This is a genomic window from Paraburkholderia aromaticivorans (assembly GCF_002278075.1).
GTDB classification, from domain to species: Bacteria; Pseudomonadota; Gammaproteobacteria; order Burkholderiales; family Burkholderiaceae; genus Paraburkholderia; species Paraburkholderia aromaticivorans.
This window is the reverse complement of sequence record NZ_CP022989.1, coordinates 739,969-766,181: the sequence shown is the minus strand read 5'-3', so window position 1 is coordinate 766,181 and position 26,213 is coordinate 739,969. Positions and strand designations below refer to the sequence as shown.

Below are 26,213 nucleotides of genomic sequence, written 5' to 3'. Positions count from 1 at the left end.
ATCTTCCATGCCTTCTCGCTTAACTCCGCGTTCAACCTCGTCCGAAGCGCCTGCTGCGCCCGTTTTTCCGGTTATGTCCGATTTTTCCACGCGTTTGATCGCGTGGCAGCGTCAGCATGGCCGGCATGACTTGCCGTGGCAGAACACACGGGATCCGTATCGCATCTGGCTGTCGGAAATCATGTTGCAGCAAACGCAGGTGTCGACGGTGATTCCGTACTACGCGAAGTTCCTCGCCCGGTTCCCGAGCGTCGCCGCGCTCGCCGCCGCGCCGTCGGACGACGTCATGGCGCTGTGGGCCGGTCTCGGCTACTACACGCGTGCCCGCAATCTGCATCGCTGCGCGCAGGTCGTGGTCGAGCAGCATGGCGGCGCGTTTCCGGCATCGGTCGAGGAGCTCGCGGAGTTGCCGGGTATTGGCCGTTCGACGGCGGCGGCGATCGCGTCGTTCGCGTTCGGCGCGCGCGCGACGATTCTCGACGGCAACGTGAAGCGCGTGCTCGCACGCGTGTTCGGCGTAGAAGGCTTCCCTGGCGAAAAGAAGGTCGAAAACGCAATGTGGACGTTGGCGGAGTCGCTGTTGCCGTCGAACGCGTCGGACGCCGAAGTCAGCGCGTACACGCAAGGCTTGATGGACCTCGGCGCGACCTTGTGCGTGCGCGGCAAGCCCGACTGCCTGCGCTGCCCGTTCGCCGCCGACTGCGTAGCGAACGTGACGGGACGTCAGCGCCTGTTGCCCACCGCGCGACCGAAAAAGACCGTGCCGACGCGCAGCACATGGATGCTGGTGCTGCGTGACGGCAATGCGGTGATGCTGGAGAAGCGGCCGCCGTCGGGTATCTGGGGCGGCTTGTGGAGCCTGCCCGAAGCCGCCGACGAAAGCGCGCTCGCCGAGCGCGCACGCGCCTTCGGCGGCGACGGCGCGGTCGCGCCGCTTGCGCCGCTCACGCACGTGTTCACGCATTTCAAACTGGATATCGAACCGCGGCTCGCGCAACTGGATCGTGGCGTGGGCGCGCTGGCCGCGCTCGCCGACGGCGATACCGCGTGGGTCGCGCTGAGCGACCTCGATTCGTTCGGCGTGCCGGCGCCGGTGCGCAAACTGCTGGACAGTCTGCAGGGTTCGCTGATCTGATCAAGCCGGCCGGAGCGCGGCCGCCGTCAAAGCAATTGATGCTGCTGCATGTAGTGGTGAACCACATCGATGCGCGCGCCGGCGTCCTGCAATTCCATGAGTTTCTGGCGCGCACGCAGCGCGATCGGCAGCACTTCGGCGAGCCGGTTCGACACCCATGACGGATCGTCGAGCCTGAACGGCTGCGCAAACGGCAGACTTTCCGGATCCCGTTCGCGGATCGTCGCGATGATCCGTTCGAGCACCTCCGCGCATGCGCCGAACTTGGCCAACTGCTCGTTGCCTTCGAGCGGCCTGTCTTCGCCGAGCGGTTCCGCCATGCCGACCAGCAGGCCACTCGTCTCCACGCGATGCGACAGCAGGCGAAAGCGCCGCGTGCCGCGTGCGCGAATCAGCAACATGCCGAAGGCTTCGACATCGCACTCTTCGATTTCGGCGAGACAGCCGATTGCTTCGGGTACCGAAGGCTCTTCTTCGCGTGCGACTTCGGCGCCGCTTTTCAGCAGACACACGCCGAACGGCGTTTTTTCGCGCAGACAGTCGCGCGCCATGTCGAGGTAGCGCGCTTCAAAAATCTTCAGCGGCAGCAGTCCGTCGGGAAACAGCACCGTATGCAGCGGAAACAGCGGCACATCGGCAAGCACAGTAGAAGTAGAGGACATGGCGCAACGCTTCGAGTTGAGGCCGCGCGATGCGGCCGGTTAAGCCACTAACTTCGACGATTCGCCGGCTTCGACCGGCGCATCGCGGTGCCGCACAATGACATTCGCTGACGACGCGAGACGCGCGGCAAGCGTCTCCGCAATGAACACCGAGCGGTGCTGGCCGCCCGTGCAACCAATGGCGACCGTGAGATAACTGCGGTTGTCGTCGCGGAAATGCGGCAGCCACTTGGCGAGAAATTTCTCGATATCGTCGATCATTTCATGCACGACCGGCAGCGCATCGAGAAAATCGATCACCGGTTGGTCGAGGCCCGTGAGCGGCCGCAATTCGTGATCGTAGTACGGGTTCGGCAAGGTGCGCACGTCGAAGACGAAATCGGCGTCGAGCGGCACACCGCGCTTGAAGCCGAACGACTCGAACATCAGCACGAGGCCCGAATCCTTCTGCTCGATAAAGCGTTTGACCCACGCGCGCAACACGTTCGCGCGCAGATTGCTGGTGTCGATCTGATGGCCGAACTCTGCCAGCCCCGCCACGAGTTCGCGCTCGCGTTCGATCGCCTCGGCGAGCGAGGTGAGCAGGCCGACGTCCGCGTCGCGCGCGGTGGAACCGGACAGCGGATGGCGGCGGCGCGTTTCGGAGAAGCGTTGAATCAGCGACTGGGTGCTCGCGTTCAGGAATAGCACCCGCACGTCGTGGGCACGCGAGAGGTCGCGAATCATGGCGGGCATTTCGTCGAGCGAGGCGCTCGAGCGCGCGTCGATCGCGACGGCAAGGTGGTCTTGCCCGTCTTCGGCGAGATAGGAAGCCAGTTGCGGCAGGAAACGCGGCGGCAGGTTGTCGACGCAGTAGTAGCCTGCGTCTTCAAGCGCGTTCAGGGCAACTGACTTGCCGGAGCCGGATATACCGGTGATCAGGATTATGCGCATGGAGTCGTCGGAACCGTACGTTTCATCATAGCATCTGGTCCCCATGCGCGTACCCGTACCCGGGACTGGCCGCGGTCACCGCATGGCCTTGCGGACTCAGATCAGTTTGCCGGGAAACTGGCTGTCGGGGTCCTGCATCGCGAGGCGCTGGCGATCCATGAAGTCGCGCAGCGTGTCGATGCCGCGCAGCTGCAGGATCGTGTTGCGCACCGCGGCTTCGACCAGCACGGCAAGGTTTCGGCCGGCAGCCACCTGGATCGTGACTTTGCTGATCGGCAGGCCGAGCACGTCCACGGTCTGACTCTCCAGCGGCAGCCGCTGGAATTCGCCATCGGGACGGCGGACCAGTTGCACGATCAGCTTGAGCTTCATTTTCCGGCGCACCGCGGTTTCACCGAAAATCGTCTTGATGTCGAGCAGCCCGAGGCCGCGCACTTCCAGCAGGTTTTGCAGCAGCGGCGGGCAACGCCCTTCGACGAAGTCAGGACCGAGACGCACGAAGTCGACCGCGTCGTCGGCAACGAGGCCGTGGCCGCGACTGATCAGTTCCAGGCCGAGTTCGCTCTTGCCGAGGCCCGAGTCGCCGGTGAGCAGCACGCCCATGCCGAGGATGTCGAGAAACACGCCGTGCAACGTGGCGCGTGGCGCGAGAATGCGCGACATGTAAAGGCGCAGGCTGTCGATCACCGCGGCGGCGGACATCGGCGTGGTGAATAGCGGCGTGGATGAGCGCGTGCAGCGCAGGACCAGTTCCGGCGGCGCGGCGACGCCGCCCGCTACCACCAGAAAAGGTGGTTCCAACGCAATCAGCTCGGCCATGTGGCGCGAGCGGTCTTCGTCGGTTTGGCGCTTGTAGTAGTCGATTTCGGCGTCGCCGAGCACCTGGATCCGGTTCGGGTGGATCAGGTTCAAGTGGCCGACGAGATCGGCGCTCGACGTGGCATTGGCGACCGATTCCGAAGAAAAGCCGCGCTCCCAGCCTTCATGCCCCGTCAACCAGCTGAGCTTCAGCGTGGCGGCGTTATCGTCGAAAATGCTCTGGGCGTTGATGCTGGACGTATCCATGAGTCAGTGACTCCAGTGTGGGCCGCTTGCCGGGCAAAGCGACGGCCACGCTAGCGCGCGCCGCTTGCCTTGCCGGACTGTATCCGCATACGGGCAGATAACCGGGCGGATAACCGGCGTGCGGAAAACCGCCGATGCATCAAGGTTGCCACTGAGTGAGCAGGCGATGCAATGTTTCGCGGTCTTCTTCCGTGTGCAGGCGCTCGCGGGTTTCGCGATCGGACAGCAACTGGGCGATTTCCGAAAGGATTTCGAGGTGTTGCTGGGTGGCCTGTTCGGGCACGAGCAGGAAGATGAGCAGCGAGACTGGCTGACCGTCGGGCGATTCGAAGGGGATGGGTTCGGCAAGGCGAACGAAGGCGGCGAGCGGCTGCTTCAAGCCTTTGATCCGGCCATGCGGAATCGCCACGCCTTCACCGAGGCCCGTCGATCCGAGGCGCTCACGCGCGAACAGATTGTCAGTGACCGTGCTACGGGCGATGCCGTTCTGGTTCTCGAAGATCAGGCCCGCTTGCTCGAACACACGCTTCTTGCTGGTGACCGATAGACCGACGACGACGTTCTCGAGGGGAAGAAATTTGGCTAAACGATTCATGTTGACAGGCGAAAACGTGGCCTGGGTTCTCCTCGCTGGGGCGTTTGAGTGGCGTTCCATTCGTTTGATGCTCGCGGCGACGTGCGCGGGAGTCCGAAAGCGCAGGACTCCGGTCGACCGTTTCCGCTTGAGCTAACTTTGACCCCGATGGTAACCGGAACATTATAGAACAGGGTAGCCACGGATGGTGCGACGCGCCATCAATGCGCAATGAGTTCGTTCGAGCGTCGCCGCGCGCCCCGCAGCCGGCCAGGAAATGACGTCCGGAAACAAAAAACCGCCCGGATTCGGGCGGTTTGCTAGCTAAGGAAAACGAAGGGCTCATGAACAGAACCCTCTAATTTCCCTCATTGCGGCGGCACATCTAGTTGCGGCGCCGGTTGATACTTGATCGCCTCATGCGCATGGCCTTGCAGGCGATCTTTATGGCGAATGACTTGCCGGTCGAGCTTGTCGATCATCAGATCGATTGCAGCGTACAGGTCGCTGTCACAACTCTCGACAAAGAGATCCTTGCCCTTCAGATGCAGGTTGATTTCAACCTTTTGACGCTTTTCCTTTTCCTTGTGGTTGTTGTCGACCGAGAGGACCACACTGCCGTCGATGACCTGATCGAAATGTCTTAGCACCCTATCCAGTTTGGTGATCACGTATTCGCGCAACGCAGGCGTTACTTCGAGGTGGTGTCCACTGATCTGCAGATTCATAGTGCTTCTCCAAGCTAGTGGCCGCTTGATCCGCACGATGACGAAGGTCCGGTCGATCTGTCGCCCTGCCTGAGTCGCCCCCCGGTGACTGACTTCTGGCAGGTCGCATCGGCCGGCCTGTCCGCCAACTGCGGAGCGGCCGGTAAATGCCCGCCACGGAAGGCGACGGGCTACAGAGACTTGCGCAGGTTGACTGCCGGAATCTTGAGCGCTTCACGGTACTTCGCAACGGTACGCCGTGCGACCACGAAGCCTTGTTCCGCCAGCAGTTCGGCTATGCGACTGTCTGAAAGAGGAGATTTCGGGTTTTCCGCTCCTATCAGTTGCTTGATGAGCGCGCGGATCGCCGTTGAAGACGCCGCGCCGCCCGTGTCAGTCGAAACGTGTGATCCGAAGAAGTACTTAAATTCAAGCGTCCCGAATGGGGTCAGCATGTATTTACCGGTTGTCACACGCGAGACAGTTGACTCGTGTAGGCCCAGCGTATCAGCAATTTCCCGCAAAACCAAGGGGCGCATGGCAATTTCGCCGTGCACAAAAAAGCTCTTTTGACGCTCCACAATGGCCTGCGCCACCCTGAGGATGGTCTCGAAACGCTGCTGGATATTTTTGATCAGCCAACGCGCTTCCTGCAGTTGCTGGCGCAACGAACCGCTGCCCGGATCGCCCCGGTTATTGCGCAGAATATTCGCGTAAAGGTGGTTGATTCGCAGCTTCGGCACGACTTCCGGGTTCAACTCGGCCTGCCAGCCCTGTGCTGTTTTGCGCACCATGATGTCCGGCACGACATAGTCCGCTTCGGCCTTGCCGTAGGCGGCGCCGGGAAACGGTTCGAGCGAGCGGATCAGCACGTGCGCATCGCGCAGATCGTCGTCGCTGGCTTTCAGATGCTTTCGCAGACGCGTGAAATCGCGCGCCGCGAGCAGTTCCAGATGGTGCGCGACGATGTCGAGCGCGAGCGTGCGGGTAGGCGAGGCATCGAGTCGCAGTAATTGCAGCTTGAGACATTCCGACGCAGACCGCGCGCCGACCCCGGCCGGGTCGAAGCTATGCAGCAGCGCAAGCGCGGCGTTCAGTTCGTCGAGGTCGACTTCGAGCTCTTCGGGCAGATCGGCCTGCACTTCCTCGAGCGTGGCGGCCAGATAGCCGTCGTCGTCGAGCGATTCGATCAGGAACGTGACCAGCGCCCGGTCGCGCGGACCCGCCTGGGTGACGCGCAATTGCGCCATCAGGTGATCGCGCAGCGAGGTGCTCGATTCGTGGATTTGCAGCGGCGGCAGGTCGTCGTCGTCCGAGGCGTTGCCCGAGCGGCCGTAGTCGTCGAGATTCCACTGGGACGCGTCGCCGTTGCTGTCGCCGCCGAGCCCGTTGTATTCGTCCACGCCCTGCGGCTCGCCGTTCTCGGCGCGCTCGCTGCTGCTGGTGGACGATGACGACGCGCTGCCGCCCATCTGGTCGGGCGGAGCGGAGGAATTGGGCGCCTGGGCAATCAGGGAGCCGTCGGCCGCCACGCGCAGCGGGCTCGCGATCCAGTCGTCCTCGTTCTCGAGGAGCGGATTCTGCGAGATGGCCATTGCGACTTCCTGCTGCAATTCGAGCGTAGACAACTGAAGCAGCCGGATGGACTGCTGCAGTTGCGGCGTCAGCGCAAGATGCTGCGATAGGCGGAGTTGGAGGCTGGCTTTCATGGCAAGTTGAGATTCATTGTAGAGAGTTTGCCACGACCGCGATACCTTGCGACATTCGCAATTACGCGCGCGTCTCTCGCGTGCGCTATTCAGGCGGCGCCGGGCGCGAACCGGCCCGGGTCAAAATACGGCTGTGCGGTTGCCGCACGGGGAGCCGGCGGGCGTGCGCGCGCACGACCGGTAATCCTTGGTGCGCTTACATGCGGAAGTGTTCGCCCAGATAGACGCGCCGCACGCTTTCGTTTTCGATGATATCGCTCGGCGCGCCGGCGGCCAGCACGCTACCGTCGCTGATGATGTAGGCGTGATCGCAGATGCCGAGCGTTTCGCGCACGTTGTGGTCGGTGATGAGCACGCCGATATTGCGCTGCTTCAGAAATTTGACGATCTTCTGAATTTCCAGCACGGCGATCGGATCGACGCCGGCGAACGGTTCGTCGAGCAGAATAAAGCTCGGATTGGTGGCCAGTGCGCGGGCGATTTCGACCCGGCGGCGTTCGCCGCCCGACAGCGACAACGCCGGATTTTCGCGCAAGTGCGAAATCTGCAGTTCGTCGAGCAACGCTTCCGTGCGGTTGGTGATGGTGTCCTTGCTGAGCCGCTTGCCGTTGTCTTCGTGCTGCAATTCCAGCACCGCACGAATGTTTTCTTCGACGCTGAGCTTGCGGAACACCGACGCTTCCTGCGGCAGATACGATAGTCCAAGCGAAGCGCGCTTGTGGATCGGCAGCAGGCTGATCGACTTGCCGTCGAGGTCGATTTCACCCGCGTCGAGCGGCACGAGGCCGACGATCATATAGAACGAGGTGGTCTTGCCCGCGCCGTTGGGGCCGAGCAGGCCGACCACTTCGCCGCTTTTGACGTCGAGCGACACGTCTTTGACGACGGTGCGCGACCCATAACGCTTTTTCAGGTTACGCACCGCCAGCGAACTACTGGTGCCGGCCGGCTTGCGATTGGGGAGGGACGCGGAGGTGCTCACTGGTTCGGCGCTCCCTGGATGGTGGTGGACGGCGCGAGCGTGGCCGGCGCGCCGTTCAGCGGCGCGGCGCCGCCGTTGCGCGGCGCCAGCATGGCGCGCACACGGCCGGTCGGATTGCCCGGGCCGGCCACGTCCTTGCCTGCCTTCGCGGTATAGAAGTCGCTCTGACCGTCGTAAGTAATGACGCTGCCGTGCACCTGGTCCATCACCGAGGAGAGGCCCTGCAGGCGTTTCACGGTGGCGTTGGTGGTGAGCGTGGTCAGATCCTGCTTGCCGTCGTAGTCGATTCGAATCGCCGTGCCTTCGATATATTCGTCGAGGCCTTCGCGCTTCTGGCGGAAATACGACAAATTGCCGCCGCTCGAGGTGCCGGTGGCGTACTGATAGCCCTGCGGGTCTTGTGTCACTTCGACGCGGTCCGCCTTGATCACGATCGTGCCTTTGGTCGCGACCACATGGCCGGTGAAGATATTGACCTGCTTGAGGTCGTCGTAAGTCATGTTGTCCGCTTCGACGTTCAGCGGCTTGTCCTTGTCGGCGCGGTCCGCGTGCGCGAGCGGCGCGAAGCCGGCGAGCGGCAACGCGACGATCAGCGCAGCGAGTCCGGCGCGGCACGCGGACAGGGAGCGCGTGCGGCCGGTATGAAAACGGGGGAACGATTCGTTCATGCAGTCACGCCTGGAATGGATTACCCGGGTTGCTTGGGCGAGCTGCCGCCTGCTTCGGACGGGGCGATCGAGCCTTTCACGTTGCCGAACAGCTGCATCACCCGGGTGACGTTGTTGTAATTCATGCCGCTGGCAGTCATCACCGACATGCCGCGCTGAAGTTTAACCGGCTTTTCAGTCTCGATCACATCGTCGTTGACCAGCACCCTAAAATGCTGCGAATCCGCTTGCATCTGCGGATCTCCGTAGCCGGGCGCCCGCACGATGCGCGCGTTGTCGTACAGATCGACGATAGACGCGTCGCCGTTCACCTTGCCGGTATCGCCGGTTGCGGTGACGATCGGTTTGCCGGGCTGAAACGCGCGCATGGCCGGCTTGACCATGTCGCTCAGCTCGTCGTCTTCGTAGTGGATCAGCGACTGGGCCGTCAGCCGGTATTGCGTCGAACCCGACTGGTCGAGTTCGGAAATCGAGAAGTTGTCGGCGAAATAGTCCGGCGTGTGTTCCTTGGGACGCACCACGCCTTCGTTCTGCCGGGGCAGCGTGGCTTGCAGGAGCCACCACGTGATACCGGCGAGCGCGGCCATTGCGACAAGCGGAATCAGCGAAGTCAGCCGGAACTGGTTCATCCGACGAGGCCTCGCTGTTCGCCGCTACAGGCGGCCGCGAGCAACGCCTCGTACTTGTGCTGCGCGCGCAGCAGCGTGTCGCAGACTTCGCGCGCCGCGCCGTGCCCGCCGCGCGCTTCGCTGACCCAGTGGGCCCGCGCGATCACCTCGGGATGCGAGTTGGCCGGCGCCGCCGCGAAGCCGACTTTCAGCATCACGCCGAGATCGACCCAGTCGTCGCCCATATAGCCGCATTCTTCCGCGGTCATGCCGGTTTGCCGCAACAGGTCCGCGAACGCCTGCGGTTTGTCCTGCACGCCCTGATAGACGTGCGTGATGTTCATTTCCTTCGCCCGCGCCGCCACGATGCCGGACTTGCGCCCGGTGATGAGCGCCGTTTCGATGCCGGCCTGGCGCAGCAGTTTCATGCCGTGGCCGTCCATCGAATTGAAGCCCTTCATCGTGTCGCCTTCCGCCGTGAACAGCAGGCCGCCGTCCGTCAGCACGCCGTCGACGTCGAAAATCATCAGCTTGACGCGGCTGGCGCGTTCGGTCGCGGTGGCAGGAGCGAGGGCCATCAGATCACCTTTTTCGAGAACAGGTCGTGCATGTTGAGTGCGCCGATCAGCTTGCCCGCTTCGTCGACGACCAGCATCTGATTGATGCGGTGGCGCTCCATCAGTTCCACGGCTTCCACTGCGAGTTGATCCGGGCCGATGGTGCGCGGGCCGGCGGTCATGACCGAGGCGATCGACAACCCGCGGAAATCGCCGTCGCGTTCGAGCACGCGGCGCAGGTCGCCGTCGGTGAAGATGCCGGCCACGTGGCCGTCGTGATCGACGATCGCGGTCATGCCCATGCGCTTGGCGGTCAACTGGAACAGCGCGTCGCGCACGGTGGCCTCGGGTGTGACCTTCGGCACTTCGTCGCCGGTGCGCATGACGTCGCGTACATAAGTGAGCAGGCGCCGGCCGAGCGCGCCGCCCGGATGCGAGCGGGCGAAGTCGTCGCGGCCGAAGCCGCGCGCGTCGAGCACCGCGACCGCGAGCGCGTCGCCGAGCGCGAGCGCGGCGGTGGTGCTGGCGGTGGGCGCGAGGTTCATCGGACAGGCCTCTTTCGCTACCCCGGAATTGAGGTGCACGTCGGCCAGTTGTGCGAGACTCGATGACGGGCGGCCCGTCATCGCAATCAGCTTCGCGCCGAGCCGCTTGATGAGCGGCAGGATCGCGACGAGTTCTTCGGTTTCACCGGAATTGGACAGCGCCACGAACACGTCGTCGGCGGTGACCATGCCGAGGTCGCCATGACTCGCTTCCGCGGGATGCACGAAGAACGCCGGCGTGCCGGTGCTGGCGAGCGTGGCCGCGAGCTTGCGGGCCACGTGGCCGGATTTACCGATGCCGGAAACGACTACGCGCCCGCGGCAACCCAGGATGAAGTCGACCGCCCCGACGAAACCATCGTCGAGTTGATCGCGAAGCGCGCGCACGGCGTCCGCTTCGATGTCGAGCACGTCACGAGCGAGCGCGAGTGCCCGGTCGCCATTGATTTTCGCTATCATTCGCGAAGTATAGCAAAGGCGCCTGTTCGCCGCGCCGGGCCTGCTGTGCCGAGCCGCTGTCTTTATTGCTGCCTTTAACGGCCCCTCAACCTTGTCGCACGGCGTTTCGCGTGCGCGGTTCCGCTGACGAACGAGGACGCTTTACCCATGCGTTTCAGCCGATGATTTCGCCGCTCGAAATGACGCTATTCCTGCTGCTGGCATCGGTAGCGGGCGTGGTGACCTTTCGCTTTCTGAATCTTCCGCCGATGCTCGGCTATCTGACGGTCGGCATCGTCGTCGGGCCGCATGCATTCGGTCTGATTCCGGACTCGGTCGGGGCGCAGAACCTCGCGGAATTCGGCGTGGTGTTCCTGATGTTTTCGATCGGGCTGGAGTTCTCGCTCGCCAAGCTGCGCTCCATGCGCCGTCTCGTGTTCGGCCTCGGCCTGTTGCAGGTGATCGGCACGATCGCGGTGGCGGTCACGCTCGGCTTCGTGCTGGAGCGCTGGGTGCATATCACGTGGCAGGCGAGCGTGGCGCTGGGCGGCGCGCTCGCCATGTCGTCGACGGCGATCGTCAGCAAGATGCTGGCGGAGCGGCTCGAGATCGAGACCGAGCATGGCCGCAATATCTTCGGCGTGCTGCTGTTCCAGGATCTGGCGGTGGTGCCGCTGCTCATCGTCATCGCGGCGCTGGGCGGCAATTCCGAAGACCTCGTCAGCGCGCTCGGCGTGGCGGCCATCAAGATCGTGGTGGCCCTGGCGCTGCTGCTGATCGTGGGCCAGCGCTTCATGACGCGCTGGTTCAACGTGGTCGCGCGGCGCCGTTCGCAGGAACTGTTCATTCTCAATCTGTTGCTGGTGACGCTAGGTTGCGCGTTCATCACGGACAAGTTCGGGTTGTCGCTCGCGCTCGGCGCGTTCATCGCCGGCATGCTGATCGCCGAGACGCCGTACCGGCATCAGGTGGAAGAGGACATCAAGCCGTTTCGCGACGTGCTGCTCGGGCTCTTCTTCATCACTACCGGCATGCTGCTCAATCCGCGGGTGATCTGGGAGCATCCGTTGATCGTGCTCGGCTTTCTGGTCGGCCCGATTCTGCTGAAGGCGATCATGGTCACGGGCCTCTCGCGCCTGTTCGGCGCGTCGCCCGGCGTCGCGATGCGCACGGGTATCGGTCTCGCGCAAGCGGGCGAGTTCGGGTTCGTGCTGCTGAATCTGATTCTCGACAAACATCTCGTCGACGCCACCCTGCTGCAGGCGATTCTCGCGGCCATGCTGCTGTCGATGCTGGCCGCGCCGTTCATGATCCAGAACGCGGACCGCATCGTGCTGCGGCTCTCCTCGACTGAATGGATGATGCAGTCGTTGCAGATGACGCGCATCGCCACGCAGAGCCTGAAGCAAAGCGGCCACGTGATCATCTGCGGATATGGCCGGGCCGGACAGAATCTGGCGCGCATGCTGGAGCACGAAGGGTTGTCGTATGTCGCGCTGGACCTCGATCCCGACCGCGTCGCGGCGGCCGCCGCGGCGGGCGAGTCGGTGGTATTCGGCGACGCCGGGCGGCGCGAGTCGCTGCTCGCCGCCGGTATCCACCGCGCGGCGGCGATTGCGATCACCTACGCGAACACGCCGTCGGCACTGCGCGTGCTGCATAACATTCACGAGCTGGAACCCACGTTGCCGGTGATCGTCCGTACCGTCGACGACGCCGATCTGGAAAAGCTGCTGGCCGCGGGCGCAACTGAAGTGATTCCGGAAATCGTCGAAGGCAGTCTGATGCTCGCCTCGCACACGCTCGTCGTGATGGGCGTGCCGATGCGACGAGTGGTGCGCCGGGTCGAGGAAATGCGCGATGAGCGCTACGCGTTGTTGCGCGGCTATTTTCACGGCGCCGACGACGTGGACGACGACGACGGCCACGAACAGGTGCGGCTACAATCGGTGCCGGTCGACGAAAACTCGGACGCCGTGGGCCGCACGCTCGCGGAACTGGGCCTTTTCGATGTGGGTGTCGAAGTCACGGCGATTCGCCGGCACGGCATTCGCGGCGTCGAGCCGGATCCGTCCACCAAGCTGCGCTCGAGCGATATCGTGGTGCTGCGCGGCCTGCCCGAACAGTTGGCGGAGGCCGAGGAACGGCTCTCGAAGCACCGTCGCGCGGGCGCCGCCGCAGCCTAGCGGCAGCCCCGGCGAGGCGCGTTCCCGCCGGGGCACCCTGGTTTAGCTTTTTCATCGGACCTGTCGAGGTCCATCCGGAGACATCATGTCCAACGCGCTCTCGAGCGCGCCGCTCGATGCGGCCGATTACATCAAAAGCCACATTCGCACGGTGCCCGACTGGCCGGAGCCGGGCGTGCAGTTCCGCGATATCACGCCGCTCCTGCAGGAGCCGAAGTCGCTGCGCGTGCTGATCGATCTGTTCGTGCAGCGTTATATCGATGCGAAGCTCGACTACATTGCCGGGCTGGACGCGCGCGGTTTCATCATCGGGCCGATTCTCGCGTATGAACTGAACCTCGGCTTCATTCCGATCCGCAAGGCGGGCAAGCTGCCCTACAAGCGGGTCGCGCAATCGTATGAGCTCGAATACGGCTGCGCCACCGTCGAGATTCACGAAGACGCCTGCAAGCCGGGCGACCGCGTTGTCGTCATCGACGACCTGATCGCCACGGGCGGCACGATGATGGCCGGCAAGATCCTGCTCGAGCGGCTCGGCGCGGTCGTGGTGGAAGGCGCGGCGATTATCGATCTGCCCGAGCTCGGCGGCTCGAAACTGCTGCGCGAGAGCGGCCTCGCGCTCTATACGGTAACCGGATTCGACGGTCATTGATCATTGGCGGCCAACGCGCTGCGCAACGCTTTCTCCTGCTCACCGAGAAGGACACAACAATGCCTGACTTCCTGCTGTTTCTCGCCACCTCGATTGCGATCACCATGGCGCCCGGCCCGGACAATCTGCAAGTGCTCGCGCGCGGGATCTCGCAGGGCCGCGCGGCCGGTTTCGTCGCGGCGCTCGGCTTTGCCGCCGGCATTACGTTTCACACCACGCTGGCCGCGCTCGGCGTGGCCGCGTTGCTGCGCTCGGCACCGCTGGCCTTTACGGCCATCAAGCTGGCCGGCGCCGCCTATCTGCTCTGGATCGGCATCAAGGCACTGCGCAGCCAGGGTCTTGCGACCGCCCACGAGCGCGCGCCGCAGCCGTTGATGGCGGTGTTTCGCCAAAGCCTGCTCGGCAATCTGCTGAATCCGAAGGTGACGTTGTTTTTCGTCGTGTTTCTGCCGCAGTTCGTGCAGCCCAACGGCACGCAAAGCGTGACCTTGCAGATGCTCGAACTCGGCGCGCTGTTCATGTTGCAGACGGTAGTGGTGTTTTCGCTGTTCGGCGTGTGCGCGGGGATGGTCGGCGGTTACCTGAAGCGCCGGCCGCGCGTGGGCGTGTGGCTCGATCGCCTCGCCGGGGCAACGTTCATCGCCATCGGGATTCGCGTCGCGTTGCGCGATTGAGGCGATCCACGCGGCGCTCACCGCTCACCGGCAAAGACCGGGAACAGTCTGGAGCTTTACATGACTTTGCCTTGCATCACCGCCGCGCGCCGCTTCGACGCGCAAGCGCACGTGCCGTTCTGGATCGGCGCCGAGCAGGTCGGCTGGATCCGCACGGACGATGTGCCGTTGCTCGCGCGCTGGCCCGATGTGTTCGACCTCGACCATGCCCGTGTGACGCTGATGCCCGCGTTCAATACGGTGGATTTGCGCAGCGCCGCGCTCGGTTCCGTGATCGGCGCGCTCGCCGCCGAGGGCCGCATTCCGGGCTGGCGCAACGAGACTTACGCGATCCGCAATGGGTTCGACGCGCCGCCGCTCGCGTACATTGAACGCGCGGCGTCGCGCTTCTTCGGCACGATGACCTACGCGGTGCATCTGAACGGCGTCGTAGAATACGCGGACGGCGCGCCGCGATTGTGGATCGCGCGCCGCAGCGACACCAAGGCGACCGACCCGGGCATGCTCGACAATGTCGTGGCCGGCGGGATCGGCTGGGGCTTCGGCGTCGAGGCGACGATCGTCAAGGAGTGCTGGGAAGAAGCCGGCATTCCGGAGGAGATTGCCGCCCGTGCCGTGGCGGGCCGCACCGCGCATGTACTGCAATCGTTGCCGGAGGGCACACAGGCCGAGCAGATTTTCATCTACGACCTCGCGCTGCCGGCCGATTTCGCGCCGCGCAATCAGGACGGCGAAGTGGGCGAGCACCGGCTCGCGCGCATCGACGAAGTGGCGCGCTGGATCGAGGAGGGCGCGATGACGGTCGACGCGAGCCTCGCCACGCTGGATTGCCTGCTGCGCCGCCGCTGGATCGATGAAGACGCGTGCGCCGGCATCGAGGCCACGTTCGTGCCGCCGGTGTTCGCCTGACTGCCGCATCGGTGCGCGCGCAACGAACCTGCCGAAACACGCTGTACCGAAAGCCGTCCACACCGAACAAACCATGCATTGAAGAAGGGAGTCACCCAGGTCATGTCGACCGATCACAGCTTTATCCTCAAACTGTCGTGCGCCGACCGGCCCGGCATCGTTCACGCAGTGTCGGGCTTTCTGTTCGAGCGCGGCAGCAATATTCTCGACTCCGCGCAGTTCGGCGACAGCCGCACCGGCGAGTTCTTCATGCGCGTGCATTTTCAGCAGGTGGGCGGCGATCCGGGTCTGGAGGCGTTGCGCACGTCGTTCGCTGCGCTGGCTGAACAGTTCGGCATGCGTTGGGAGTTGCACGACGCGTCGGTCAAGCCGCGCGTGGTGATCATGGTGTCGAAGATCGGCCATTGCCTGAACGATCTGCTGTTCCGCTACCGCACCGGCCAGTTGGGTATCGAGATTCCGGCCATCATCTCGAACCACAAGGAGTTCTATCAACTCGCCGCCAGCTACGACATTCCGTTCCATCACTTCCCGTTGATGGGCGCCACGCCCGACGCGAAGGCCGCGCAGGAAGCGCGCGTGCTCGAAGTGATCGACGAGCATCAAGCCGACCTGGTGGTGCTCGCGCGCTACATGCAGATTCTGTCGCCGAAGCTGTGCGAAGCGCTGGCCGGCCGCGCGATCAACATTCACCACTCGTTCCTGCCGAGCTTCAAGGGCGCGAAGCCGTATTACCAGGCGTTCGACCGCGGCGTGAAGCTGATCGGCGCGACCGCCCATTACGTGACGACGGATCTCGACGAAGGTCCGATCATCGAACAGGAAGTGGAGCGTGTCGACCACAGCATGACGCCGGAGCAATTGACGGCGATCGGCCGCGACGTCGAATGCGTGACGCTCGCGCGGGCGGTGAAGTGGCACGTGGAGCATCGCGTCGTGTTGAACGGCAGCAAGACGGTGGTGTTTCGTTAAAGGCCGTTGATAGTCGCCTTGCCATCGAGGGCGGCGTCCGGGTGATTCCGGCGCCGCTTTTTCTTTTGGCCGGGACTAGGATCGCGCCGCCGACCGGCCCGCGTCGCGCGCTGCATTCGCAGCATTCGCGTTTTGCGCCGAGCGGCGGCGCGCGTTCAGCTTCTTCAGCCAGATCAACAGTCCTGTCGCGCTCAGCACGGCGACGGCGATGCCGACCGCGCTAATCAGAATGCGTCCGCCGAGACCGAGAATGCGCCCCGAGTGCAGCGGGTATTGCATCTGCAGGAAGATGTCGCCCGCCGTGCCCTTGCCGGGAATCTGCGCGCTAAGCTGCTTGCCGGTGGCGGCGTCCCAGTACATCCACGGATTGCCGAGGCCGATATCGCCGTGATCGTTGCCGGTCGCGAAGAAGCCGACGCCGTAAGCGTGCATGAATTCCGCGTAGTAGATGCCGCCCGGCGCGACGCCGAGATTCTGCGCTTTGCCGGCCTGCTCGGCCAATTGCACGATGCGCTCGCGGCTCAACACGGTGTCGCCGGCTTGCGGGGCGCGGCGGATTTCCGGATTGTTGAGCGGGTCCGGCGTGAGCCTCGAGAACAGCGACACGATTGGGCGTACCACCGGCGCCGAAAGATTCATCGATACCGATGTCAGCGCAACGATCATCAGCAGGCCCCAGATCCACACGCCGCCGGAGCGGTGCAAATCGAAAGTGAGCGCATAGCCGCCGCGCCCGAGACGGAACGCGAACGACTTGCGCCACGCCTTGAAGCTCGGAAACGACAGCCATAGCGCGATCAGGCTGTCGAATAGCCAGATGATGCCGACACTGCCCATCAGCCACGTGCCGATATCGATGCCGCCAGTAAAAGGCAGTTGCAGCGTGTAGTGGAGCTTGTAGATGAACGGGATCAGATTGAGCCGCGCGAGCGAGACGGCGCCCCATTCGCGGCGACCCTGGATTTCGCCGGTGGCCGGGTCGACGGCGATCTGGTTGAAGTCGAGCGGGTACGGCTGCCGGGTGGCCGGGTTGGTCCGCGGCAACACCATCATTTGCAGCGTGTGGCCGGTTTCGGCGGTGAGCGGCAGAAACGTCACCTGCAGGCGCGGATCGGCCGCTTCCACGCGGCGCGCCAGTTCGAGGCCCGACAGCGCCGGGCCGGCGGTGCGCGCCTTGAAGAACGACGGGTTCAACGCCGCATCGAGTTCATGGTCCCACGCGATGACCGCGCCGGTGAGGCCGGCGACGAACAGAAACAGCGCCGTGGCCACCCCGAACCAGCGATGCAGGCGGACGAGCTGCCGCCTCATGGGCGAGCCGACGGGACGGAATTCGAATGGCGTGTCACGAGAGAGACTTCGTGTAAATGGGAATTGTTCGCATCTTAAGGAATCATGCCATGCGCTGCAAGTTGGTCGTCAGGGCGGCGTATCGACGCAACGCCCGAGAGTTCTTGTGTTTCGCGGAGGTGTCCAGCCAGCAAGGCGTCGCGCGGAGGCGGATTCGTTACGTGCGACAAAATGCCGCATATCCGAGTTTGCGATTTGCCTGGCGTTCGTCTCCGTCAACGGCAACACCTATAACGCCGGGCGATCCGCGCAGGTTGCCGCTGAATGCGCGCATCGATATCTGAGCATGAAAAAAAAGCGGCACCGCAGTGCCGCTTTTTGATTGCCGCGTATCCGCTTTCGGGGCGTCTTTCGCCGCCTCAAACCAGCCGCAGGTAGATCAATTCGCGCTTGATATACGCATAGAAGATCGGCGCCGCGATCACGCCGGGAAGGCCGAACGCCGCTTCCATGATGAGCATGGCGATCAGCAATTCCCAGGCGCGCGCCTCGATCTGTCCGCCGACAATGCGCGCGTTCAGGAAGTACTCGAGCTTGTGGATCAGGATCAGGAACACGAGCGACATCACCGCCGCCGGAAAGCTCACCGAGAGTGCGACCGCGACGATGATGGTGTTCGAGATCAGATTGCCGATCACCGGCAGCAGGCCGACGATGAACGTGACCAGCACCAGCGTCTTCGACAGCGGCAACGTATCGTGGAAGATCGGCAAGACCACCAGCAGGAAGATGCCGGTGAAGACCGCGTTGATCGCGGAAATCTTCACCTGAGCGAACACGATGCGGCGGAACGCGTCGGCAAAACGCGTCACGCGCGTGATGAAGGCCGTGGACAGCGGCAGCCGCTGGATATGCTTTTGCGCGCCGACCGCGATGATCGCCCCGATGATCATGCCGATCAGGATATGCGTGAACGCGCGCGCCGCGGTCTTGCCGCTTTGCTGCAGCATGTTGGCGTGCGTTTGCATCAGCTCCGCCGCCTTGGTCTTCATCTGCTCGGTGTCGACCGGCAGATAGTTGGCGATGAATTGCGGAATCCGGCCGCGCGCCTGGTCGATCAGCTGCATGGCCTGATCGAGCAGCTTCTGCACGCTCGGCACGTCGTTCTCGAAATGCTCGATGATGCCGAGCGTGAGCCCCGTCAGCGCGCCCACGATCACCGTGGCGAGAATCACCACGGCGAGCCAGCGTGCCCGCCTGCTCGACATGTGACGCTCGATACGCGGCGCGATGGTGTGGACCAGCTGGAACACCAGCAGCCCGGCGAGCAACGCGCCGAGCAGCTTGAGTTCGATGACCGCCCACATGCCGAACAGCATCACCACGTAACTGCCGATTTCGACTGCCGACAACCTCGGCAGGCTCATGTCGCTAGTCAGCCTGACCGGGCGTGGGCGTAGGTCCTGCACTTGCCCGTCGTCGCGCGCCTGATTCCGCTTGGCCATGGCTTTTTCGTCCCCAACCCGAGTTGTGCAGCGTTACTTTTTACTGGCCGCGCGTTTCAGCAAAGGCGCCAGATATTTACCGGTAAAACTTGCCTTCGATTTCGCGACCTGCTCCGGCGTGCCTTGGGCGATGATCTGCCCACCGCCCGCGCCGCCTTCCGGGCCGAGATCGATGACCCAGTCCGCAGTTTTTATTACATCGAGATTATGCTCGATGATCACGACGGTATTACCCTGGTCCCGTAAACGATGAATCACTTCGAGCAGCAGCGCGATGTCATGAAAGTGCAGACCGGTGGTCGGTTCGTCGAGTATGTATAGCGTGCGACCGGTATCACGCTTGCTCAGTTCCAACGATAGTTTGACGCGCTGCGCCTCGCCGCCCGACAGGGTAGTGGCCGACTGGCCCAGCCGGATATAGCCCAGGCCCACGTCCAGCAAGGTTTTCAGCTTGCGCGCGACGACCGGCACCGGCTTGAAGAACTCATAGGCATTCTCCACCGTCATGTCGAGCACTTCGCTGATGTTTTTGCCTTTGTACTGAACGTCCAGCGTTTCGCGGTTATAGCGCTTGCCGTGGCAGACGTCGCACGGCACGTACACGTCCGGCAGAAAATGCATCTCGACCTTCAGCACGCCGTCGCCCTGGCAGGATTCGCAGCGGCCGCCCTTCACGTTGAACGAGAAGCGGCCGGCTTCGTAGCCGCGCTCCTTCGCTGCCGGCACGCCGGCGAACAGTTCGCGGATCGGCGTGAAGAGTCCGGTATACGTGGCCGGGTTCGAGCGCGGCGTGCGGCCGATCGGCGACTGGTCGACGTTGATCACCTTGTCGAAGTGCTCCAGACCTTCGATCGATTCGTACGGCGCAGGCTCCGTGGCCGAGCCGTACAGGTGATGCGCGACCGCGTGGTACAGCGTGTCGTTGATGAGCGTGGACTTGCCCGAACCGGACACGCCGGTCACGCAGGTCAGCAAGCCGACCGGCAGGTCCAGCGACACATGCTTGAGATTGTTGCCGTAGGCCTCGACGATCCGCAGGCGCCGCTCGTCCGGCTCCTTGCGTTCGTCCGGGAACTCGATGTTGCGCGCGCCGGACATGTACTGCCCGGTCATCGACGCCGCGTTGGCCTGCACCTGTTTCGGCGTGCCTTCGGCGATCACCATGCCGCCGTGTTCGCCCGCGCCCGGTCCCATGTCGACCACGTAGTCGGCCATGCGGATCATGTCCTCGTCGTGCTCGACCACGATCACCGAATTACCCAGGTCGCGCAGATGCTTGAGCGTGGCGATCAGCCGGTCGTTATCACGCTGATGCAGGCCGATGGACGGTTCATCGAGCACGTACATCACGCCGGTCAGCCCCGAGCCGATCTGCGAGGCGAGGCGAATGCGCTGCGCCTCGCCGCCCGACAGCGTTTCCGCGCTGCGCTCGAGCGACAGATAGTCCAGCCCGACGTTATTCAGGAACATGAGCCGCGCGACGATTTCCTTGACCACCTTGTCGGCGATCTCGCGCTTCGAGCCTTCCAGCCGCAGCGTCTGGAAATAACCGAGCGCGTCGCGCAGCGGCCAGCCGCTGATTTCGAAGATGCCGCGCGCATCGCCGTCCGCGCCGATCCGCACGAAGCGCGCTTCGCGGCGCAGCCGCGTGCCGGCGCAGGCCGGGCAGGGCTGGTTGTTCTGATACTTGGCGAGCTCTTCGCGCACCGCGACCGAATCGGTCTCGCGGTAACGCCGCTCCAGATTCGGGATGATCCCTTCGAACACATGCTCGCGCACCGAGGTGCGGCCACGTTCGTTGATATACGAGAACGGGATCTCCTGCTTGCCCGAACCGAACAGCAGGATCTTGCGGACCTTCTCCGGCAGGTCTTCGACGGCGGTGTCGATGTCGAATTCGTAGAACGCCGCGAGGCTCTGCAGCATCTGGAAGTAAAACTGGTTGCGCCGGTCCCAGCCCTTCACCGCGCCGGCCGCGAGCGACAGCGACGGATGCGCGACCACCCGTTTCGGATCGAAGAAGGTGATCTGGCCGAGGCCGTCGCATTCCGGGCACGCGCCCATTGGATTGTTGAACGAGAAGAGGCGCGGCTCCAGCTCCTGCAGCGAGTACGAGCAGATCGGGCAGGCGAACTTCGAGCTGAACAGATGCTCCTTGTCCGTATCCATTTCGAGCGCGATCGCGCGGCCGTCGGCGAGACGCAGTGCCGTTTCGAACGATTCGGCGAGCCGCTGCTTCATGTCGGGGCGCACCTTCAGGCGGTCCACGACCACGTCGATGGTGTGCTTGTCGTTCTTCTTCAGCTTTGGCAGCGAGTCGACTTCGTAGATCTTCGCGACGCCTTCATTGGCGGTGCCGCCGCCCGAGCGCACGCGGAAACGGATGAAGCCTTGCGCCTGCATTTCCTCGAACAGTTCGACGTGCTCGCCTTTGCGGTTCGCCACCACGGGCGCGAGGATCATCAGCCTGGTTTCTTCCGGCAGCGCGAGTGCCGCATCGACCATCTGCGAGACGCTTTGCGCTTCCAGCGGAATTTCGTGGTCCGGACAGTAAGGCGTGCCGACCCGTGCGAACAGCAGACGCAGATAGTCGTGAATCTCCGTGACGGTGCCGACCGTGGAGCGCGGATTGTGCGAGGTCGCCTTCTGTTCGATCGAGATCGCCGGCGACAGGCCTTCGATCAGATCGACGTCGGGTTTCTCCATCAATTGCAGGAACTGGCGTGCGTAGGCGGAGAGACTTTCGACGTAGCGCCGTTGTCCTTCCGCATAGAGCGTGTCGAACGCCAGCGACGATTTTCCCGAGCCTGAAAGGCCCGTGATGACGACGAGCTTGTGACGGGGTAGGTCGAGGTTGACGTTCTTCAGGTTGTGGGTGCGAGCCCCACGAATACGGATTTGTTCCACGGATTTATTCCATGAACTGGCGGAAAGAGGAAGAGGCTAAACCTGCTACTATAACGACTTTTCAAGACCGCCGTTACGGCTTCCTGACAGCCTGAAGAGGTGTCGAAGCGAGCTGTAAGGCAGCGGTTCAGCGCCGCGGACAAGAGGTCTAACTGGGGCCGTTTTCCGCGAGTACAAGGCACCGCGAGGCGCCTGCGGAAGGTGCAACGGCCGCCGGCGCGAACCTCGTGCCGCATGCTGGCCCGCCGTCCTGCGGCAAGCCGCGCGGTCGTGGCCGCCTTGCCGCTGTGTCCGCCCGCGGTGTGCCGCCCAGCTCATTCAAAGAACGCTCCCGATGTCCAATCCGTCCGCCACCTCCTCACGCATGAGCGCGCCTGAACTGCGCGCGACCGTGTCGCTTGCCGCGATCTTCGCGCTGCGCATGCTGGGTCTCTTCATGATCATGCCGGTGTTCTCGATCTACGCGAAGACCATCCCCGGCGGCGACAACGTGCTGCTGGTGGGTATCGCGCTAGGCGCCTACGGAGTGACGCAGTCCATGCTGTACATCTTCTACGGCTGGGTTTCCGACAAGATCGGCCGCAAGCCGGTCATTGCGACCGGCCTTCTGATCTTCGCGCTCGGCAGCTTCGTGGCGGCTGGCGCGCACGACATGACGTGGATCATCGTGGGCCGGGTGATTCAGGGCATGGGCGCGGTGTCCTCCGCGGTGATCGCGTTTATTGCCGATCTGACCGCCGAGGAAAATCGCACCAAGGCCATGGCCATGGTGGGCGGCAGTATCGGCGTGTCGTTCGCGGTGGCGATTGTCGGTGCGCCGATCGTGTTCCATTGGGTCGGCATGAGCGGCCTCTTCACGCTGGTCGGCATCTTCTCGATTCTGGCGATCGGCGTGGTGTTGTGGATCGTGCCCGATGCGCCGAAGCCGGTGCACATCCGTGCGCCATTCGCCGAAGTGCTGCACAACGTCGAGTTGCTGCGTCTGAATTTCGGCGTGCTCGTGCTGCACGCGACGCAAACCGCACTGTTCCTCGTCGTGCCGCGCATTCTCGAAGCCGGCGGCCTGCCGGTCGCCTCCCACTGGAAAGTGTATTTGCCGGTCATGGGCCTGTCGTTCGTGATGATGGTGCCGGCGATCATCGCCGCCGAAAAGCGCGGCAAAATGAAGATCGTGCTGCTGTCGGCGATCGGTCTTATCCTGATCGGACAGTTGTTATTGGGCGTTGCTCCGCATACGATTCTGAGCGTGGCGGCGATCCTTTTTGTGTACTTTCTCGGCTTCAATATTCTTGAGGCCTCGCAGCCTTCACTGGTGTCGAAACTGGCGCCCGGAAGCCGCAAGGGCGCGGCTGCGGGCGTGTACAACACCACCCAGTCGATCGGTCTTGCGCTGGGCGGCGTGGTCGGCGGCTGGTTGCTGAAGGCGGATGGCCAGAGCGCCGTATTCTTCAGTTGTTCGGGGCTCGTCTTTTGCTGGCTTATAATCGCCGCAAAGATGAAACAGCCGCCGCGCAAAGCGTAATACGGCGCATCCCGAACTCACCCAGAACTCACCCGGCGGCGGGCAGAGGCGCAGTTCCGGTCTCGGGCCTGCCGGCCCTGAAACGCGAACCGTGTATTGCCGCGCCGCCCGTAACGGAATCAACAGGAGAAACTCATGGCATCCGTGAACAAGGTCATTCTCGTCGGCAATCTCGGAGCCGATCCGGAAGTCCGTTATCTTCCGAGCGGCGACGCAGTGGCGAATATCCGCCTTGCAACGACGGATCGGTACAAGGACAAGGCGTCCGGCGAAATGAAGGAAGCGACTGAATGGCATCGTGTGTCGTTCTTCGGCCGCCTCGCGGAAATCGTGTCCGAATATCTGAAGAAGGGCTCGTCGGTGTACCTGGAAGGGCGCATCCGTACCCGTAAGTGGCAGGCGCAAGACGGCACCGACCGTTATTCCACCGAAATCGTCGCCGAACAGATGCAAATGCTCGGTGGCCGCGGCGGCTCGATGGGCGGCGGTGGCGACGAAGGCGGTTACAGCCGCGGTGAGCCGTCGGAGCGTAGCGGCGGCGGTGGTGGTCGCGCGGCGTCGGGCGGTGGGTCGCGTGGCGGCAGCGGTGGCGGTGCCGGCGGCGGCGCAAGCCGTCCGAGCGCGCCGGCTGGCGGCGGGTTTGATGAGATGGACGACGATATTCCGTTCTAAATCTGACCGGAGCAGTTTCTTGCTGATAGAACCCCGCCTGCGCGCGGGGTTTTTTCTATTCGCCAAAGGCTTGTGCGGCTCGTGGGGCTCATCGGGCTCGCGGCAAGCGCGCTCGACCAGCTCGACCACCCAATCCAGCCATCGAACGCCCCGTCCCAACCGGCGTGCCCGCAATAAGCGTCCATCGGCGCCGCAAAACCACCCGTTTTTCCGTCTCCGCTTCCGGCTCGCCAGGATACCGGCGAATTAATGACGGTGACCGCGCGCCTGCTGCGCTTCGGCAAAGAGTGGGCGAGCCCGGCGCTCGCGTCGACGCTCAAGCTCGAGTGCGGCGCACGGCTTGCCACTGCGGATAATCTTCGGCTGCATGACGACGTTCCGGTCATGCATCGAGCCGTTGTTCCGATCGCAACGTACGCGGCTTGCAGGACTGATCGCATCCACGGCTCGGCCGCGTCGCGCGGATAAACGATCCGCCGCGCCCGGCAATCCGCGCGTCTACTTCAGCGCGTCCGCGCCCGCCTTGCAGATATCCGCATCCTGGTCGCCGCTGCCGCCGCTGCATCCGATCGCGCCGACGATCTTGCCGCCAATCACGAGCGGATAGCCGCCGGGTGAGGCGGCCATCGAAGGATCGAGCGTCGCCGCATAGGTGTGGCCGGATTCGAAGGCGTTGTAGAACGTGCGCGTATCGCGGCGAAAGCGTGCGGCGGTTGCGGCCTTGCGCAGCGCGATGTTCGGCGCCGCGTTCTGCGTGTCGTCCATCTTCGCGAACGCGACGAGTTCTCCACTGGGATCGGTCACCGCGATGGCTTCGGGCCAACCGTGCCGGGCGGCTTCGGCTTCCGCGGCTTCGAGCGCCTGTCTCGCGTTTTGCAGGCTGATCGGCATGCCGTATGGAATGTCGAACGGCGAGCGCGCCGGCAGGCCGCCGGCCGAAGGTTGAGACGCGGGCGTCTGCGCGTTGGTGCCGCTGATCGCCGCGCATAGCGAGCACAGCGCGAGCAACGAGGCTTTGATCATTCGCTTGCTGGTCATAGCGGATTTCCGTGTTGTGACCTGTCAGGCGTCGCGCAGGTCGAGCGCGTCGAGCAAAAACGGTGGCTGACTGTTTCACCCGCCGGGTCCGGCACCGCGGGCGAAGCGGGCCGCTCAATCGAGCGAAGTCCAGTGTGTGCCCAGCGCGTCGGTAATGGCGGCGGCGTCAAAATGATACGCCATCAGCGCGGCAAAGCCACGCCGTCCGTCGATCGACGCGGCCGCGCTCGCGAACCCGTGCTTCGCGATCATCGCGGCTTCGAGCGCGTCCGCCGCGGCCTTGCCGATCTCGATCGCTTCCATGGCGTGGTCGGCATTGTGCGAGAGTCCCGCCGCCCGGGTTGCCGCGAGGCCGGGCGCACGAGGTGTATGTGCTGCGTCGAGCTGCAGCAGGCGCGATACCGCCAGCACGGCACCCGCCAAGCCCACCGACGATGCCACGTTCCAGCGTGCGCGCAACGCGTCGCTATCGGCCGAGGCCAGAATGCGCGTGGCGGCTTCAGTACCGATCGCGACGGCGAAGCCGGCGAGCCCAGGCGTGGGAATCGGAATCCGGCAAGGGTTAATGCCCGTCTGGCATCGGCGCCGCCATTGCTACGTCCCCATCCGCACCAGTTGCCAGGGATAAACCTGGTCGCCAGTCCTGGCGTGCCTTGGCGGCACGTTTGACCGCAATGACCGGCCGCTTCGACGAATGTCGCCTTGACATTCCCCCGTCGGCCGACAATACTCGATTCATAGTTTGTACGGACAAAGTAACAAACGCAGATAAAAGTCATTCGAAACAGGAGACAGGCATGGAGTCAGACCTCGCAGTCAAACACCGTATTCGCGCCAGCTACGGCCGCTACCTCGAAGATTTCCAGGTCGGCGACATCTACGAACACCGCCCCGGGCGCACTATTACGGAAGCCGACAACATCCACTTCTCGCTGCTGACGATGAATTTCCATCCGATGCATTGCGATGCCGCCTACGCGGCCAAAAGCGAATTCGGCCGCCTGCTCGTCAATAGCGGGCTGACGGTTGCCGTGGTGCTGGGACTCTCGGTGAACGACGTCAGCGGCAAGGCGATCGCCAACCTCGGCTGGAAAGAAATCCGTCTGACCGGGCCGGTGTTTTGCGGCGACACGATTTATGCGGAATCCGAAGTGCTCGAAAAGCGCGAATCGAAGTCGCGTCCGGGACAGGGCATCGTCACCGTGCAGACCCGCGCGTTCAAGCAGGACGGCACGCCGATCATGGATTTCGTGCGCAGCGCTCTCGTGCCGGCACGCGGCCACGGCGTCGGCGATTGAGCGAC

26 protein-coding genes are annotated in these 26,213 nt (G+C 63.7%); 10 read left to right on the top strand and 16 right to left on the bottom strand.

The features are described from left to right. Positions 1–7 precede the first annotated feature (7 nt). Positions 8–1,135, top strand: a complete 1,128-nt coding sequence (gene mutY, locus CJU94_RS03330; protein ID WP_208645343.1) for an A/G-specific adenine glycosylase — start codon at positions 8–10, stop codon at positions 1,133–1,135. Between the two features lie 26 nt (positions 1,136–1,161). Here mutY and CJU94_RS03325 read toward each other — a convergent pair whose 3' ends face one another. The 11 genes from CJU94_RS03325 to kdsD form a co-directional block, all read right to left on the bottom strand. Next, a complete protein-coding gene (locus tag CJU94_RS03325; RefSeq protein ID WP_095417546.1) occupies positions 1,162–1,797 on the bottom strand; it encodes an LON peptidase substrate-binding domain-containing protein in 636 nt (211 codons plus the stop codon). A gap of 39 nt (positions 1,798–1,836) precedes the next feature. Then, a complete protein-coding gene (gene rapZ, locus CJU94_RS03320; RefSeq protein ID WP_095417545.1) occupies positions 1,837–2,730 on the bottom strand; it encodes an RNase adapter RapZ in 894 nt (297 codons plus the stop codon). Positions 2,731–2,826: 96 nt separating this feature from the next. Then, positions 2,827–3,795: an HPr(Ser) kinase/phosphatase gene (gene hprK, locus CJU94_RS03315; RefSeq protein ID WP_007179412.1), complete on the bottom strand. Its 969-nt coding sequence runs from the start codon at positions 3,793–3,795 to the stop codon at positions 2,827–2,829. 139 nt (positions 3,796–3,934) lie between these two features. After that, the gene (locus tag CJU94_RS03310) at positions 3,935–4,450 is read right to left on the bottom strand and encodes a PTS sugar transporter subunit IIA (RefSeq protein WP_095417544.1); all 516 of its coding nucleotides are present in this window, start codon (positions 4,448–4,450) and stop codon (positions 3,935–3,937) included. A 287-nt stretch (positions 4,451–4,737) separates the two neighbouring features. Then, positions 4,738–5,097, bottom strand: coding sequence for a ribosome hibernation-promoting factor, HPF/YfiA family (gene hpf / locus CJU94_RS03305; RefSeq protein ID WP_007179410.1), 360 nt, complete (start codon positions 5,095–5,097; stop codon positions 4,738–4,740). Between the two features lie 170 nt (positions 5,098–5,267). Further along, entirely contained in the window at positions 5,268–6,785 is a 1,518-nt protein-coding gene (locus CJU94_RS03300) for an RNA polymerase factor sigma-54 (RefSeq protein WP_095417543.1), read from the bottom strand. A gap of 196 nt (positions 6,786–6,981) precedes the next feature. Continuing rightward, on the bottom strand, positions 6,982–7,767 hold the full coding sequence (gene lptB, locus CJU94_RS03295) for an LPS export ABC transporter ATP-binding protein (protein ID WP_095417542.1): 786 nt from the start codon (positions 7,765–7,767) through the stop codon (positions 6,982–6,984). After that, positions 7,764–8,435, bottom strand: a complete 672-nt coding sequence (gene lptA / locus CJU94_RS03290; protein WP_095417541.1) for a lipopolysaccharide transport periplasmic protein LptA — start codon at positions 8,433–8,435, stop codon at positions 7,764–7,766. The genes lptB and lptA overlap by 4 nt, the downstream gene beginning before the upstream one ends. A gap of 20 nt (positions 8,436–8,455) precedes the next feature. Further along, positions 8,456–9,064: an LPS export ABC transporter periplasmic protein LptC gene (gene lptC / locus CJU94_RS03285; protein WP_095417540.1), complete on the bottom strand. Its 609-nt coding sequence runs from the start codon at positions 9,062–9,064 to the stop codon at positions 8,456–8,458. Then, positions 9,061–9,621, bottom strand: a complete 561-nt coding sequence (locus tag CJU94_RS03280) for a KdsC family phosphatase (protein WP_095417539.1) — start codon at positions 9,619–9,621, stop codon at positions 9,061–9,063. Before CJU94_RS03280 ends, lptC begins: the two co-directional genes overlap by 4 nt. Further along, complete coding sequence (gene kdsD / locus CJU94_RS03275) at positions 9,621–10,604, bottom strand: arabinose 5-phosphate isomerase KdsD (protein ID WP_095417538.1); 984 nt, start codon at positions 10,602–10,604, stop codon at positions 9,621–9,623. The genes CJU94_RS03280 and kdsD overlap by 1 nt, the downstream gene beginning before the upstream one ends. A 161-nt stretch (positions 10,605–10,765) precedes the next feature. Here kdsD and CJU94_RS03270 point away from each other — a divergent pair, with 161 nt between their 5' ends. From CJU94_RS03270 to purU, 5 genes are all read left to right on the top strand, one after another. Continuing rightward, positions 10,766–12,769 (top strand): monovalent cation:proton antiporter family protein, encoded by a 2,004-nt coding sequence (locus tag CJU94_RS03270; protein ID WP_095417537.1) that lies wholly within the window; start codon positions 10,766–10,768, stop codon positions 12,767–12,769. 85 nt (positions 12,770–12,854) lie between these two features. Continuing rightward, the gene (locus CJU94_RS03265; protein ID WP_095417536.1) at positions 12,855–13,421 is read left to right on the top strand and encodes an adenine phosphoribosyltransferase; all 567 of its coding nucleotides are present in this window, start codon (positions 12,855–12,857) and stop codon (positions 13,419–13,421) included. A 59-nt stretch (positions 13,422–13,480) separates the two neighbouring features. Then, complete coding sequence (locus CJU94_RS03260) at positions 13,481–14,095, top strand: LysE family translocator (RefSeq protein ID WP_095420204.1); 615 nt, start codon at positions 13,481–13,483, stop codon at positions 14,093–14,095. A gap of 60 nt (positions 14,096–14,155) precedes the next feature. Then, positions 14,156–15,004: an NUDIX hydrolase gene (locus tag CJU94_RS03255; protein ID WP_095417535.1), complete on the top strand. Its 849-nt coding sequence runs from the start codon at positions 14,156–14,158 to the stop codon at positions 15,002–15,004. A gap of 102 nt (positions 15,005–15,106) precedes the next feature. Beyond that, on the top strand, positions 15,107–15,976 hold the full coding sequence (gene purU, locus CJU94_RS03250; protein ID WP_095417534.1) for a formyltetrahydrofolate deformylase: 870 nt from the start codon (positions 15,107–15,109) through the stop codon (positions 15,974–15,976). Between the two features lie 75 nt (positions 15,977–16,051). On the opposite strand, the gene CJU94_RS03245 is transcribed toward purU, so the two are convergent. The 3 genes from CJU94_RS03245 to uvrA form a co-directional block, all read right to left on the bottom strand. Continuing rightward, positions 16,052–17,287 carry a PepSY-associated TM helix domain-containing protein gene (locus tag CJU94_RS03245; protein WP_095417533.1) on the bottom strand — a complete coding sequence of 412 codons (1,236 nt, stop codon included), beginning with the start codon at positions 17,285–17,287 and terminating at the stop codon, positions 16,052–16,054. A gap of 398 nt (positions 17,288–17,685) precedes the next feature. Beyond that, positions 17,686–18,771 carry an AI-2E family transporter gene (locus CJU94_RS03240; protein WP_095417532.1) on the bottom strand — a complete coding sequence of 362 codons (1,086 nt, stop codon included), beginning with the start codon at positions 18,769–18,771 and terminating at the stop codon, positions 17,686–17,688. A gap of 33 nt (positions 18,772–18,804) precedes the next feature. Next, positions 18,805–21,678, bottom strand: coding sequence for an excinuclease ABC subunit UvrA (gene uvrA, locus CJU94_RS03235; RefSeq protein WP_095417531.1), 2,874 nt, complete (start codon positions 21,676–21,678; stop codon positions 18,805–18,807). A 334-nt stretch (positions 21,679–22,012) separates the two neighbouring features. Here uvrA and CJU94_RS03230 point away from each other — a divergent pair, with 334 nt between their 5' ends. From CJU94_RS03230 to CJU94_RS41680, 3 genes are all read left to right on the top strand, one after another. Further along, positions 22,013–23,200 (top strand): MFS transporter, encoded by a 1,188-nt coding sequence (locus tag CJU94_RS03230; protein WP_095417530.1) that lies wholly within the window; start codon positions 22,013–22,015, stop codon positions 23,198–23,200. Positions 23,201–23,335: 135 nt separating this feature from the next. Further along, complete coding sequence (locus tag CJU94_RS03225; protein ID WP_095417529.1) at positions 23,336–23,872, top strand: single-stranded DNA-binding protein; 537 nt, start codon at positions 23,336–23,338, stop codon at positions 23,870–23,872. A gap of 249 nt (positions 23,873–24,121) precedes the next feature. Then, positions 24,122–24,340: a hypothetical protein gene (locus CJU94_RS41680; RefSeq protein WP_244220913.1), complete on the top strand. Its 219-nt coding sequence runs from the start codon at positions 24,122–24,124 to the stop codon at positions 24,338–24,340. A 30-nt stretch (positions 24,341–24,370) separates the two neighbouring features. Here the strand turns inward: CJU94_RS41680 and CJU94_RS03215 are convergent, their stop codons facing one another. Next, on the bottom strand, positions 24,371–24,910 hold the full coding sequence (locus CJU94_RS03215) for a GlcG/HbpS family heme-binding protein (RefSeq protein WP_095417528.1): 540 nt from the start codon (positions 24,908–24,910) through the stop codon (positions 24,371–24,373). A gap of 114 nt (positions 24,911–25,024) precedes the next feature. Continuing rightward, positions 25,025–25,369, bottom strand: coding sequence for an MmgE/PrpD family protein (locus CJU94_RS03210; RefSeq protein WP_244220912.1), 345 nt, complete (start codon positions 25,367–25,369; stop codon positions 25,025–25,027). A 338-nt stretch (positions 25,370–25,707) separates the two neighbouring features. On the opposite strand from CJU94_RS03210, the gene CJU94_RS03205 reads away from it, so the two are divergent. Next, positions 25,708–26,208: a MaoC family dehydratase gene (locus tag CJU94_RS03205; protein ID WP_091796783.1), complete on the top strand. Its 501-nt coding sequence runs from the start codon at positions 25,708–25,710 to the stop codon at positions 26,206–26,208. Positions 26,209–26,213: the final 5 nt, after the last annotated feature.

What these genes read in the sequence shown, in the direction of transcription:
- mutY (WP_208645343.1), top strand. Translation starts at nt 8, where the DNA reads ATGCCTTCTCGCTTAACTCCGCGTTCAACCTCGTCCGAAGCGCCTGCT.
- CJU94_RS03325 (WP_095417546.1), bottom strand. Translation starts at nt 1,797, where the DNA reads ATGTCCTCTACTTCTACTGTGCTTGCCGATGTGCCGCTGTTTCCGCTG.
- rapZ (WP_095417545.1), bottom strand. Translation starts at nt 2,730, where the DNA reads ATGCGCATAATCCTGATCACCGGTATATCCGGCTCCGGCAAGTCAGTT.
- hprK (WP_007179412.1), bottom strand. Translation starts at nt 3,795, where the DNA reads ATGGATACGTCCAGCATCAACGCCCAGAGCATTTTCGACGATAACGCC.
- CJU94_RS03310 (WP_095417544.1), bottom strand. Translation starts at nt 4,450, where the DNA reads ATGGAACGCCACTCAAACGCCCCAGCGAGGAGAACCCAGGCCACGTTT.
- hpf (WP_007179410.1), bottom strand. Translation starts at nt 5,097, where the DNA reads ATGAATCTGCAGATCAGTGGACACCACCTCGAAGTAACGCCTGCGTTG.
- CJU94_RS03300 (WP_095417543.1), bottom strand. Translation starts at nt 6,785, where the DNA reads ATGAAAGCCAGCCTCCAACTCCGCCTATCGCAGCATCTTGCGCTGACG.
- lptA (WP_095417541.1), bottom strand. Translation starts at nt 8,435, where the DNA reads ATGAACGAATCGTTCCCCCGTTTTCATACCGGCCGCACGCGCTCCCTG.
- lptC (WP_095417540.1), bottom strand. Translation starts at nt 9,064, where the DNA reads ATGAACCAGTTCCGGCTGACTTCGCTGATTCCGCTTGTCGCAATGGCC.
- CJU94_RS03280 (WP_095417539.1), bottom strand. Translation starts at nt 9,621, where the DNA reads ATGGCCCTCGCTCCTGCCACCGCGACCGAACGCGCCAGCCGCGTCAAG.
- kdsD (WP_095417538.1), bottom strand. Translation starts at nt 10,604, where the DNA reads ATGATAGCGAAAATCAATGGCGACCGGGCACTCGCGCTCGCTCGTGAC.
- CJU94_RS03270 (WP_095417537.1), top strand. Translation starts at nt 10,766, where the DNA reads ATGATTTCGCCGCTCGAAATGACGCTATTCCTGCTGCTGGCATCGGTA.
- CJU94_RS03265 (WP_095417536.1), top strand. Translation starts at nt 12,855, where the DNA reads ATGTCCAACGCGCTCTCGAGCGCGCCGCTCGATGCGGCCGATTACATC.
- CJU94_RS03260 (WP_095420204.1), top strand. Translation starts at nt 13,481, where the DNA reads ATGCCTGACTTCCTGCTGTTTCTCGCCACCTCGATTGCGATCACCATG.
- CJU94_RS03255 (WP_095417535.1), top strand. Translation starts at nt 14,156, where the DNA reads ATGACTTTGCCTTGCATCACCGCCGCGCGCCGCTTCGACGCGCAAGCG.
- purU (WP_095417534.1), top strand. Translation starts at nt 15,107, where the DNA reads ATGTCGACCGATCACAGCTTTATCCTCAAACTGTCGTGCGCCGACCGG.
- CJU94_RS03245 (WP_095417533.1), bottom strand. Translation starts at nt 17,287, where the DNA reads ATGAGGCGGCAGCTCGTCCGCCTGCATCGCTGGTTCGGGGTGGCCACG.
- CJU94_RS03240 (WP_095417532.1), bottom strand. Translation starts at nt 18,771, where the DNA reads ATGGCCAAGCGGAATCAGGCGCGCGACGACGGGCAAGTGCAGGACCTA.
- CJU94_RS03230 (WP_095417530.1), top strand. Translation starts at nt 22,013, where the DNA reads ATGTCCAATCCGTCCGCCACCTCCTCACGCATGAGCGCGCCTGAACTG.
- CJU94_RS03225 (WP_095417529.1), top strand. Translation starts at nt 23,336, where the DNA reads ATGGCATCCGTGAACAAGGTCATTCTCGTCGGCAATCTCGGAGCCGAT.
- CJU94_RS41680 (WP_244220913.1), top strand. Translation starts at nt 24,122, where the DNA reads ATGACGGTGACCGCGCGCCTGCTGCGCTTCGGCAAAGAGTGGGCGAGC.
- CJU94_RS03215 (WP_095417528.1), bottom strand. Translation starts at nt 24,910, where the DNA reads ATGACCAGCAAGCGAATGATCAAAGCCTCGTTGCTCGCGCTGTGCTCG.
- CJU94_RS03205 (WP_091796783.1), top strand. Translation starts at nt 25,708, where the DNA reads ATGGAGTCAGACCTCGCAGTCAAACACCGTATTCGCGCCAGCTACGGC.